Source organism: Bacillus sp. MRMR6, from assembly GCF_001940785.1.
Lineage (GTDB): Bacteria > Bacillota > Bacilli > Bacillales > Cytobacillaceae > Neobacillus.
The window spans coordinates 1-12,453 of sequence record NZ_MSLS01000028.1 but is presented as its reverse complement, the minus strand read 5'-3'; the positions used below and the strand labels follow the sequence as shown (position 1 = coordinate 12,453).

Genomic DNA, 12,453 nt, shown 5'->3' with positions numbered 1-12,453 from the left:
ATATCGCCAAACATAGTATAGGTCGAGTTTGTACGGAAATAATGAAAATAACTGTTATCAGGGGGAATGTACAGCGTGAATCAATATCTGTCTATTGGAGTCGAGTTACTATCAGGCTTGCTTTTATTATTTTTAATGACAAAATTCTTAGGGAAAACGCACTTTTCCCAACTGACTCCCTTTGATTTTATTTCAGCCCTAATTTTAGGTGAACTGGTAGGAAATGCGGTTTATGATGATAATATAAGTATTAAACAAATCGCCTTTGCAATTTTAATCTGGGGATTACTTATTTCATTTTTAGAGACAATTACTCAGAAGTTTGGGAAAACTAGGAAGATCCTTGAAGGTGAGCCTAATATTTTGATACATAAAGGTGTAATCAAATATGAGATACTAAAAAAAATAAAATTGGATATCAACCAATTACAAAGTCTGATCAGGCAGCAAGGTTATTTTTCGATTCAAGAAGTTGAATTCGCTATAATGGAAACGAATGGTACAATTAGTGTACTTCCAAAGTTTGACTACGATAATCCTAAAAACAGTGAACTAAAATTACCTTCAAAGTCAGTGGATTTACCCGTTAGCATTATTATAGATGGAGCAGTTATCAATAAAAACTTAGCGGAAGCTGGAATAGATGAAAAATGGTTAAAGAATCAACTAGAATTGCAGAATATTTCCGATTACAAGGATGTCTTATATGCAGAATGGACTAAAAACCAACCGTTATTTATTCATACTTATAAGAAGAATTCTGGTTAAATTGTGGACCTTACCCCCATTCGTTAGAAAAGCCGTTAAATACCTAAATTTATCGGCTTTTCTTATTTTTCTGTACCTTCTTAACAACCTTTCACTTTTGCTTCTAATCTTCTCCGGTGCAAAATAGGTTCTGTATAACCATTTGGCTGGCCGCATCCCTCGAAAACTAATTCACAGGCCGCCTTAAAGGCAACAGATTCATCATAGTTACCTGCCATTGGTCGATAAGCAGGATCACCAGCGTTTTGTTCATCTACCACTCTTGCCATCCTTTTTAATGTCTCAAGAACTTGGTCCTTTGTGCACACCCCGTGACGCAGCCAATTGGCAAGATGCTGACTGGAGATTCGAAGTGTCGCTCTGTCTTCCATTAGCCCCACATTGTGAATATCAGGTACTTTAGAGCACCCAACTCCCTGCTCCACCCACCGAACCACATACCCTAGGATGCCTTGTGCGTTATTCTCCAGCTCCTGTTGTACTTCCTCCGAAGACCAATGAGGGTTGACCGCTACAGGGATTGTTAAAATATCATCTCGTAAATCTACTGTCTTTCTGGCTAATTTGTCTTGTACTTTTGTAACTTCCAACTGATGATAATGCAGTGCATGTAAGGTTGCTGCTGTTGGTGATGGAACCCAGGCAGTCGTTGCCCCTGCTTTCAAATGACCAATTTTTTGTTTTAGCATTTCTGCCATTAAATCCGGCATTGCCCACATTCCTTTTCCAATCTGTGCACGGCCCTTAAATCCTGCAGCCAGTCCAACTGCGACATTTGATTTTTCATAGCTTTGCAGCCATTTGGAGGTTTTCATTTCATTTTTACGAATCATCTGGCCGATTTCCATACTAGTATGCATTTCATCACCGGTACGGTCTAAGAATCCTGTATTGATAAAGACGATTCTGTCCTTAACTTCCCGGATACATGCCTTTAAATTCAGTGAAGTTCTGCGTTCCTCATCCATGACACCAATTTTTAATGTATACCTGTTTAATCCAAGAATATCTTCCACCCTATCAAAGATTTCCCCCGCAAACGCGACCTCTTTCGATCCATGCATTTTAGGTTTTACGATATAAATAGAGCCTTTGGTTGAATTTTGATAGATATTCTTTCCTAAAAGTGAATGCTTTGCAATTAAGCTTGTAACAATTGCATCCAAAATTCCTTCAGGGATCTCCTCGCCATTTTCATCTAATATGGCATTACTTGTCATTAAGTGACCTACGTTACGAACAAACATAAGAGAACGGCCTTTTAATGTAAGTTGTTTTCCTTCAGGAGTAGTATAAATACGGTCTGGATGTAAGGAACGGGTAACTGCCTTTTCGCCCTTATTAAAGGTTGCAGTTAAATCTCCTTTCATTAAGCCAAGCCAATTTCGATAGACTAATACCTTATCTTCTGCATCAACAGCTGCAACAGAATCCTCACAATCCATGATGGTTGTAAGAGCAGACTCCATTAAGATGTCTTTAACACCTGCTTGGTCAGATTTACCTATTGGATGATGTCTGTCAATCTGTATTTCAAAGTGAATTCCGTTATTCTTCAATAATATCGCTGAAGGATTTTCAGGGTGCCCTTGATAACCAGCCAACTGGGAGTCATCTACCAGGCCAGTTATCGTCCCGTTGCTGAGTGAAACAGCAAGTATACCATCAATGACTTTATATTGAACAGATTCTTGATGCAAGGATGCTTTTAATGGAGCAGCTTGATTCAGGAACTCTCTTGCATAAGATATGACCTTGTCCCCTCGGACAGGATTATAGCCCCCTATTCGCTCAGCACCATCTTCTCCACTAATCACATCCGTCCCATATAAAGCATCGTAAAGACTTCCCCAGCGAGCATTGGCAGCATTTAAAGCATATCTCGCATTGTCAACAGGGACAACAAGCTGCGGCCCAGCCTGGACTGCTAATTCCTCATCAACATTGTCAGTGGTAATCTTAAAATCTTCTGCCTCAGGCTCTAAGTAGCCTATCTCTTGTAAAAATGATCTATATTCCTCAAATTGAAACTCCTTATGTTCCCGATGCCATGCGTTTATTTGGCTTTGCAATTCTTCCCTTCTTTTTAAAATAGCCTTATTCTTCGGTGCTAAAGTTGTAAATAGAGTTTCTACACCACTCCAAAACTTTCCCTGTTCCACTCCTGTGCCAGGCAATGCTTGTTGATTAAGAAAATCATAGAGTAGAGAAGACACTTGAAGATTTCCTATTTTCACATAGTTTTCCATTTTCCAATTCCTCCTTAAAATACGATAATTAACTACCCTGCTTAAATTTTCTGTCTATTTATATTTTACCAAAAAAATGAAATATTACGAACTAAAATAGCCACCCACATTGTGAGCAGCTACGATAAAAATTATCCCGCATAAACGGGCAGTAAGACCCCCACTGATGGAAGTTTCACTTATCTCTCCCATCTTGCTGTTAGCATTTTCCTTTTTGTGTAGAATTCTACTCCATCTGGCCCATTAGCGTGCAAGTCTCCATAGAAAGAGTTTTTCCATCCGGAGAATGGGAAAAAGGCCATTGGTGCTGGAACTCCGATGTTAACACCTAACATCCCGACTTCGATATTGTCTCTGAAATAACGGACTGCGCTTCCGCTATCTGTAAACAAACACGCACCATTTCCAAAGTCTGATTGATTCGTGACCTCGATCGCTTCTTCAAGACTGCCAACACGAACAATGGAAAGAACAGGTGCAAAAATTTCTTCCTTCCATATTGTCATCGAAGGATTCACATTGTCAAAGATGGTAGGTCCAATAAAGTAACCCTTTTCATGATAGGCTTCATCTTTTCGGCCATCGCGAACCAATGTTGCCCCCTCTTTTTCACCAAGATCAATATACTTTGCGGTTCTCTCTTTGTTTTCATTACGAATGACGGGACCTAAGAAAACATCTTCCTCCAGTCCATTGCCAATTTTTATCTCATCTGCTTTTTCATTTAGCTTTTGCAGTAATGGTTCTGCGATTTCCCCAACCGCTACGACAACCGAACAAGCCATACACCTTTCCCCTGCCGAACCATAAGCGGCTGCAATAATTTCCCTAACGGTTGAATCTAAATCGGCATCGGGCAGCACAATGGAATGGTTTTTCGCTCCTGCTAAGGCCTGGACACGTTTTCCGTTAGCTGCTGCTGTTCGGTAAATATACTCAGCTACCGGTTGAGAACCTACAAAAGATATTGCCGGGACATCTTTATGCTCTAGCAGGCCATTTACTATTTCGTGAGCACCATGAACAATGTTTAAAACACCATCTGGAAGACCAGCTTCCTTTAATAATTCAGCCAAACGATTGGCAAGGATTGGCGTTCTTTCAGAAGGTTTTAATACAAAGGTGTTACCACAGGCAATTGCGAGCGGGAACATCCAGCAAGGAACCATCATTGGAAAATTAAAAGGAGTAATTCCTCCCACAACACCGACAGGATAACGATACATTCCGGATTCTATATTGGTTGCAATATCTGGGAGCTGTTTCCCCATCATTAAGGAAGGTGCACCCGCAGCAAATTCAACGCATTCTATACCACGCTGAACTTCTCCATAGGCCTCCTTATAGCTTTTTCCGTTTTCCTTTGTAATCAGAGTGGCAAGTTCATCCCAATGCTGCACTAGTAGCTGATGATATGTAAACAGGATGCGGGCACGCTTTGGTACAGGTGTTTTACTCCAGGTTTTGAAAGCTTCCTTTGCTGATAGAACAGCATCATCTAGGTCCTCGCGAGATGAAATAGGTACACTAGCAAGTTCTTCTCCTGTTGCCGGGTTTGGTACAATATCAAACTTCGTTGTTTTCGCATCTACCCACTGGCCATTAATAAAATTTTGAATCACTTTGGTTGTTATATTGTTCATCAAAGGATTCCCCCTTAATAGATTGATTCATATGGAATACCCACTATCAAACTGATAGTCATAACAAACATGATAAAGTTCAACTAATTCCTTATGTGACGGTACTTTCGGATTATTACTTGGACTGCCGCTATTGATAGCATCACATGCCATTTTTTCTACGACACTTGTAAAGGCTTGTTGTTCAATTCCCCAACCTTTTAAGTTAGGAATCTTTAAATTTTGACAAAGTTCTTTAATAGACTGTACAGCTATTTCCGATGTTTCTATATTTGAAAGATTGCTATCATCAGGTTTGAAGATCCGCCCAATTTCCCCCAGCCTTTCGATACAGGCATCCCTGCTAAATTCCATCACTGCGGGCAAAAGCATGGCATTTGAAATTCCATGGGGAACATGGAAAAGTGCTCCAATGGGTCTTGACATACCATGTACCAGACAAACAGATGCGTTAGAAAATGCCATTCCGGCTTGTAGAGACCCTAATGACATCCTTTCACGTGCATCTACATTTGTTCCATCATTGTAAGCGGTTAAGATACTACCAATAATTAGTTTCATTGCTGATAATGCTAGATTGTCAGTCATAGGGTGAGATTTTTTTGAGAGATATGCTTCGATTGCATGACTTAGAGCGTCTACTCCTGTTGCAGCGGTAACCTGCCCGGGGGAAGAAAGAGTTAATAACGGATCGACAATCGCTGCATCAGGCATAAAAGCAGGCTGCTTGATCATCATTTTTACATCATTTGTAGTATTGGTAATAATCGTAACATCGGTAGCTTCTGAGCCTGTGCCCGCTGTAGTAGCTATGGCAATATGAGGAATGGGGTGAGCTTCTGCAATTTTCCTCGCTTGCATATAATCCCCAATGTAACCACCATTCGAAGCTAGGACGGCTACTGCTTTTGCCGTATCAATACAGCTTCCGCCACCGAGTGAAATAATTAAATCGCATTCCTCTTGGTTAAAAACTAGTAATGATTCTGAGACAAACCGATCAGTTGGTTCAGAAGCTACTCCTAGATAGGTGGTACTGGCTACTCCTTGACTTTCTAAAAGGGATTGGCATTTTCTAACATAGCCAAGATTGTCCATTATTTTATCACTTACAATAAGAGCCTTTTTCCCTCGAAGTACTGCTTCTTTTCCTACATTTTCAAAGGCATTTCTCCCATAAAAAATTGATTTCGGTGTACGAAAGACGGCAAACTTTTCCACTTCATCTCAACCCCTTCTTACCTTTTACCACATTTAAATAGCATAGAACTGGTATGCAGAGCTATTACTAATAGATATGCTAAAGCTTGATTTTTAGTCATATAGCAGATAAGTTCACTATTAAATTTTTTACGAAAAGAGGCAACTAAATTATTAGCTGCCCWTCTTTAGTGAGTTATTTAACATCTTCGAATTCTCTTGCTATTCTCTCTAACGCTTCTTGAATAATGGGCCTAGGAGACGGAATACATATTCTTTGGTACTGTAACCCTTCTTCACCAAACATTTTTCCATCTTCAAGCAGTACATTCGCTTTATTATATATTCGGTCGTGAACCTCTTCAGGTGTGAGCTCATACTGACTAAAGTCCAACCACATAATATAGGTTCCCTCAGGTATTCTTACCCTAACCTTTGGCATATTTTCTGCTAGGAAGTTCACTACCCAATCCATTGTTCCATCAATATACTCTTTTAATTGCTCTAACCAATCTTCCCCTTCATTATAGACAGCAATAAGGGCCGAGACGGTAAACGGCGACGGTAAATGGAATCCCATTACACTGATGAACGTTTTTCTGTGGTCTGGGTTTGGTATGATGACATTTGTACAATGAAGACCTGCCACGTTAAAAGTTTTATTTATTGCTGTAAAGGTAATAATCTGATCGGTGCTGTCTGCAGCCTTGGCAATTGGTATAAACGTTTGATTTTGACGAACTAAATCACCATGGATTTCATCGGCTACTATTAATACGTCATTTTCCGCACAAATTTCTGCTAGTCTTCTAAGCTCATCCTTGGTAAATACCCTTCCTGTTGGATTATGTGGATGACAAAGAATGAACATTTTTGTTGTTTCTTCTTTTGCTTTTGTCTCAAAATCGTCAAAATCAATCTGATAATAGCCATCATCATCAGCGATTAAAGCGTTATTGATTACTTTTCGGCCATTTGCTGTAATGGATGAAGTAAAGGGCGGATAAACAGGACGCTGGATGATGACTCCTTCTTCAGGTTTAGTAAAGGCTTTAACAGCAATATTTAAGGCATGGACTGTTCCTGGACTGAATACAATCTCTTCCTTATTGATATCCCAGTCATGTCTTTGCTTAAACCAATGCTGGATTGCCTGATAGTATTCATTAGGAAAAATGGTATAGCCAAAAATACGATGCTCAACCGTTTTATGTAGTGCATCAACTAACGGTTGAGGTACAGGCAGGTCCATATCGGCTGTAAATAACGGAATGGTTTCCTCGTCATATCTAGTGGTCAGCCCCATTTGCTTGATCAAATCTCCGCCATCCCATTTTACTGAATAAGTTCCCCTGCGATTAACAATCTCATCAAAGTTATATTTCATATTCCCTCACCTTTCTACCTAATGCTTTCAGTATTTCCAGTTCCTACAATAAAATGGTAATGTATTATGATAAAATTTACCATCTTATTGCTTTTGATTGGGAAAATAAAGTCTCCAGTTAAAGGATTTAATATGTATTGTCCATTTTGGTTAAAATAAAATGAGCAATTAAGCAATTGCTCAATACCTTCGTCGGGAGTGATGTATCATGGCTAGAAACAAACTTTTGGTTCCTGGTGCAGGAAATGTTCTGGATCAAATGAAAGCAGAAATCGCCAACGAGTTTGGAGTTCAACTTGGTGCTGATACGACCGCACGAGCTAACGGTTCAGTCGGCGGTGAAATGACAAAACGTCTTGTCGCTTATGCTGAACAAACATTAAGAGATCATCAGAATCAATAGTCTGTGATTTCTAGAGAAGGCTGCCTATTTATACAGTAGGCAGCCTTTTCCTCATTTCACCATCCGCTCCGCAAAACTTATTATCCACGCAGTATTGGGAGTGTACAACAGCGAAAAGATCCCCCGGATTTAATGATTTCTGTGATATCCACTTCAATGACTTGAAATCCTTTATTACGAAGTTGTTTGTTTACATTTTTATTTACTGGGAGACTCAAGATTTTTTTATCTCCGATACTTAATACATTGGTTCCTAGTGTAAATTGTTCTTCTTCTGATACATCAATCAATTCATAACGGGAAGCAAATAAATCAATATCTTCCTTTGTCAATGCTTCTCGGAAAATAATCGCTACGTCAGAGGATACAACATTAAAAACACAGTCCAGATGCAAATACTTCGCTTTAAAAGGGATGGCTTTTACATCGAACTGATTTAAAAGATTGCTTAAATGATTAACTGCCTGTTGATTAGTCCGATTGCTTAAACCGACATAAATAGTATTTCCATCAATTATGACATCTCCACCCTCAATCATATCCTCCTGCAAATTGTAGTACGATATTTCTTCATCATCCAGCCATTGTTTTAGGACTTCTTCTTCACCCTTTCTGGCGTCATGCGCCATTTTGGCAACAAATATAGTTTGACCTAGGGTAAATCCAATATCGCGAGTAAAAACCTGCTCAGGATATTTCTTATGATAGGGTAATAAAATCACCTCAACATTATGCTCTTTCAAGGTATTGACGAACTGAGCATGCTGCTCTAGAGCTTTTTCTATATGGATGCCAACATCTTTAAATTCCTTTTGAGTTTCATTAATGACCTCACGGATTGTCATATATTGTGGCTGACAAAGGATTACTTTTTTTAGCGTATCATATTCACTCATACAGTATGTTTTACTACTTGATCTAGGTATTTCATTCATTTTGGGTCCTCCCTATTCAATCGTATATACAATAGGATTACCCTGAATTTTTGTTAATATTTACATCAAACAATAACAAATGAAAATCAGTTTGGTTTAATCCATAGAAAAAAGACGTCATAATGAACGTCTTTTTAGAGAAAAGCTGTTGGCACTCTTTATCCTGTAGGTAACTTTATTTTATCAATGAAGGTTGAAAGATAGTTTTTAACACCTGTTTTTTGATCTTGCTGACTTAACGGATTGTTTATCACTAGACCATCCGGCTGGTCGATTTCTTCTTTTTCTAGCTCCATTTTGTCTGATTCCTCATCAATTAACTCATTGGAGTAAATTCTTTGACCGTCCATTATGCTGCGAATGGAACCGGCTAATTCCTCGCTTGGACTATCCTTCAATAAGTAGCCTTTAACATCTGCCTTTAATGCACGCTTAAAATAACCCGTTCTTGCAAATGTAGTAAGAATAATAACTTTGCATCCAAAACCTATTAAAGCTTCTGCCGCTTCTAGTCCTGATTTTTCAGGCATTTCGATATCCATGAGACAAATATCCGGCTGTAGCTGGTGTGCAAGCATCAACGCTTCTTCCCCATTGCATGCCTGTCCGACCACTTCCATATCATCTTCTAAGTTTAGCAGTGAGCCGAGTGTACCTAACAGCATTTCCTGGTCTTCCGCTATTACAATTCGAATCATATACTTTGTCTCCTTGGATGGCTCTGCTTGTATGCAGAGGCTCTCCTAAGTTTAAGAGAGCCCGCCAAAATGGTTAAGTTATAGTTCTGGTTTTGCTTGAACGGAAATGCTGCTTCTCTTAGCTAAAGCTTTGACTTCTTTAAAGCTCACAAAATTCCTGCTCTCTTCATCCCATAAGCGAAAACGAAGTGACTTTAAGCTAGTAGCAAGTGAGATGGTTGGTACATTTTGTAATGGTGGAGTATTTTTGTGTGCTTCTTCAAGTTTATAATTAGGTACCCTTGGGCTTAAATGGTGTACATGGTGAAAGCCAATGTTACCTGTTAGAAATTGCAGTAGTTTTGGCAGTTGATAGAAGGAACTTCCTTCTACGGCAGCTTTTACATATTCCCAGTCTTTATCTTCTTCAAAATAAGAATCCTCAAAGGTGTGTTGAACATAAAACAGCCAAATTCCAGCTGAACCTGATAACATGAAAATGGAACCCTGTACCAATAAAAAGGACTGCCAGCCAATTGCCCAGATAAGTAACGCATACAAGGCAACGATTAGGACATTAGTTAAATACGTATTATTACGTTCCTTCTGTCTTGCTCCTTTTCGGTTAAAACGATTCTTGAGCAAGAAAACATATATTGGTCCTATGACAAACATCACAACTGGATTACGGTAGAAACGATAAGCTAGACGAACTTTAAGCGGCGCTGCTAAATATTCCTCGACAGTTAAAGTCCAAATATCACCTGTCCCTCGCTTATCCAAGTTCCCGCTTGTGGCGTGGTGAACCGAGTGTTCATGCCCCCATTGTTCAAAAGGAAATACAGTTAAAACACCCGCAATGGTTCCCACTACACGGTTAGCACGGCGGCTTTTGAAGAATGAATGATGGGTACAATCATGAAAAATGATAAATATTCGTACTAGAAAGCCTGCTGCCAATACAATCGGAACTAATGCTAACCAATATGAAACCGATAAACTCATATAGGCTAGGAACCATAAAACCATAAATGGCCCAACCGTATTAATAATCTGCCATACACTTTCCTTTGTAGTAGATTTTTCAAAAGGAGAAACTGACTTCCTCAGGTTCTTTGTATTTTGTTGATTAGTCATATTTTTTAATTCCCTTCATTTTTGTCGTTAAATTAAGTATATGAGAAGGAAATCATTCGTGTAAGTACCAGGTGTCATATGCAGGGTATGACAAATGTCATATACAGGTTGTCCTGGTGTATTGAAATGGTGAATATTACAACATTCTTATGACCTATGGTATAATATAAAAATAAACTAAAATAACAGGCAGGAACGTTGGAACAACTAGGATTGTCCAACGTTTTAGTTTTTTATTGACCAAAGGGATGTTAAAATGGAAAATGAGATTGCAACAATTTATATTTTAGAAAACCCAGAAAAAAGTGTCATAAAGTTTGCAACCGGCTATCAACTTCGATTTGAAAATGTATTAAAAGATGTTTTTGGAGTTGTATCGGTCAATGACCTGCAAATGATGCTTCAATTTAACAAAGGCTTTCAGGAAAGCATTTGCAAAAAGAATGGTATAGCTCTAAATAATATTTCTATGGATAAAATCATCCGTGTTGCAAATAAAATGGAACTGCTTCAATTGAGAAAACAATCCATTGAGAAGTTGGGAAAGGAAACCTATTTAACAATTCCTCGTCCCTTCGATCCCATTATTAAACTACAAGAAGGAATTTTCAAATGGGATGAATTGAATTCTTCCTATATTCCCGACAACCTTGGTGCATAAATCTTTTCAAAAAAGGTAACCAACACCTTACACTTTTTCCAGTGTGAGGTATAGGTTACTTTTTTACTATCAAAGAATATGTGAACAATATAACGTACTTAATTATAAATCTACAAATTGATTCCACCTATTCATTCGTCCTATACTTATAAGTGAAATAAAAATATAAAGGAGGAGTATAATTTTGAATAGTATTAAAGATACGACAAAATTACATAATGGAGTAAAGATGCCCTGGTTTGGACTTGGTGTATATAAAGTACAAGAAGGGGATGAAGCACTTCTATCTGTTAAAACGGCAATCAAAGCGGGGTACAGAAGTATTGATACTGCCGCTCTTTATCAGAATGAAGAAAGTGTAGGAATAGCTATTAAAGAGTCAGGTGTTCCCCGAGAAGAACTTTTTATTACCACCAAAGTATGGAACACTGACCAACGTAATGAATCGGTTCTTGAAGCCTTTGAAACAAGCATAAATAAGCTTGGTCTTGAATATGTAGATTTATACTTGGTCCATTGGCCTGTAGTCGAAAAGTATAAACAAACATGGAAGGTTCTCGAAAAACTATATAAAGAAGGCCGTGTTCGAGCGATTGGAGTCAGTAATTTTAACATCCACCACTTAGAAGACTTAATGTCAGTTACTGAGATTAAGCCTATGGTCAATCAAGTAGAATTACACCCTCTTTTAACTCAACCTGAACTTCGGAATTATTGCAGAAACCAGGAAATACAGATTGAGGCCTGGGCTCCATTAGGACAAGGGAGACTCCTAGAACACCCAGTTTTACGGGAAATTGCAATGGCACACAATAAATCAACCGCTCAAGTTATTTTGCGCTGGGATCTACAAAATGGAATTGTAACCATACCAAAATCGGTTACCGAAAGCCGAATCATTGAAAATGCTGATATCTTTGACTTTTATTTAACTGAGAATCAAATGGAGGAAATTAATAGCTTAAACGAAGATAAGAGATTTGGTGCAGATCCAGACCATTTTAATTTTTAATCGTAAAACAACAAACCTCCCTATTAATAGGGAGGTTCAGGCTGTCGAGAAACTTTCGACAGCCTCTTATTTTTATGCAAATATTTTAACGATTCACCGCGTTAATTTGTTATAATATTATTATAAAAGGCTTTGAAATATGTCTGTTGAATTGCGCTCCAGGCACTTCGCTTTCCGCGGGCGGTCGGTGAGCCTCCTCGTCGCTTGCGCTGAGGGCACTGAAAAAGTCCTTTGTTTTGAGGCAGTTGAAGGTTGATTTTATCAACCCTTCAACTGCTTTTTATTTTATAATTAAGGTAACAAGACTTTAAAGGTGGTACCGAAATGATTTCCTTTCAAGATTCATTCAATCTTAGCCCATATATAGGAATTTATGATCTC

Annotated in this window: 11 protein-coding genes; 4 read left to right on the top strand and 7 right to left on the bottom strand. The window is 38.6% G+C overall.

What is annotated here, in order from left to right:
- The first annotated feature begins 75 nt into the window (after positions 1–75).
- Positions 76–768: a DUF421 domain-containing protein gene (locus tag BTR25_RS20275; RefSeq protein WP_139311296.1), complete on the top strand. Its 693-nt coding sequence runs from the start codon at positions 76–78 to the stop codon at positions 766–768.
- 80 nt (positions 769–848) lie between these two features.
- Here BTR25_RS20275 and BTR25_RS20270 read toward each other — a convergent pair whose 3' ends face one another.
- The 4 genes from BTR25_RS20270 to BTR25_RS20255 all read right to left on the bottom strand — a co-directional run bounded on the left by BTR25_RS20270 (position 849) and on the right by BTR25_RS20255 (position 7,247).
- Positions 849–3,017 carry a malate synthase G gene (locus tag BTR25_RS20270; protein WP_075689849.1) on the bottom strand — a complete coding sequence of 723 codons (2,169 nt, stop codon included), beginning with the start codon at positions 3,015–3,017 and terminating at the stop codon, positions 849–851.
- A gap of 179 nt (positions 3,018–3,196) precedes the next feature.
- Positions 3,197–4,660, bottom strand: coding sequence for a CoA-acylating methylmalonate-semialdehyde dehydrogenase (locus BTR25_RS20265; RefSeq protein ID WP_075689848.1), 1,464 nt, complete (start codon positions 4,658–4,660; stop codon positions 3,197–3,199).
- Positions 4,661–4,687: 27 nt separating this feature from the next.
- On the bottom strand, positions 4,688–5,881 hold the full coding sequence (locus tag BTR25_RS20260; RefSeq protein WP_075689847.1) for an iron-containing alcohol dehydrogenase: 1,194 nt from the start codon (positions 5,879–5,881) through the stop codon (positions 4,688–4,690).
- Positions 5,882–6,056: 175 nt separating this feature from the next.
- Positions 6,057–7,247 carry a MalY/PatB family protein gene (locus tag BTR25_RS20255; RefSeq protein ID WP_075689846.1) on the bottom strand — a complete coding sequence of 397 codons (1,191 nt, stop codon included), beginning with the start codon at positions 7,245–7,247 and terminating at the stop codon, positions 6,057–6,059.
- A 208-nt stretch (positions 7,248–7,455) separates the two neighbouring features.
- Here BTR25_RS20255 and BTR25_RS20250 point away from each other — a divergent pair, with 208 nt between their 5' ends.
- The gene (locus tag BTR25_RS20250; protein WP_075689845.1) at positions 7,456–7,650 is read left to right on the top strand and encodes an alpha/beta-type small acid-soluble spore protein; all 195 of its coding nucleotides are present in this window, start codon (positions 7,456–7,458) and stop codon (positions 7,648–7,650) included.
- An 80-nt stretch (positions 7,651–7,730) separates the two neighbouring features.
- On the opposite strand, the gene BTR25_RS20245 is transcribed toward BTR25_RS20250, so the two are convergent.
- The 3 genes from BTR25_RS20245 to desA form a co-directional block, all read right to left on the bottom strand.
- Complete coding sequence (locus tag BTR25_RS20245; RefSeq protein WP_075689844.1) at positions 7,731–8,585, bottom strand: dimethylarginine dimethylaminohydrolase family protein; 855 nt, start codon at positions 8,583–8,585, stop codon at positions 7,731–7,733.
- Positions 8,586–8,743: 158 nt separating this feature from the next.
- Entirely contained in the window at positions 8,744–9,283 is a 540-nt protein-coding gene (locus tag BTR25_RS20240; RefSeq protein WP_075689843.1) for a response regulator, read from the bottom strand.
- Between the two features lie 78 nt (positions 9,284–9,361).
- A complete protein-coding gene (gene desA / locus BTR25_RS20235; protein WP_075689842.1) occupies positions 9,362–10,399 on the bottom strand; it encodes a Delta(5) desaturase DesA in 1,038 nt (345 codons plus the stop codon).
- Between the two features lie 256 nt (positions 10,400–10,655).
- On the opposite strand from desA, the gene BTR25_RS20230 reads away from it, so the two are divergent.
- Entirely contained in the window at positions 10,656–11,060 is a 405-nt protein-coding gene (locus BTR25_RS20230; RefSeq protein ID WP_075689841.1) for a hypothetical protein, read from the top strand.
- A 178-nt stretch (positions 11,061–11,238) separates the two neighbouring features.
- Positions 11,239–12,072, top strand: coding sequence for an aldo/keto reductase (locus BTR25_RS20225; protein ID WP_075689840.1), 834 nt, complete (start codon positions 11,239–11,241; stop codon positions 12,070–12,072).
- Positions 12,073–12,453 lie beyond the last annotated feature (381 nt).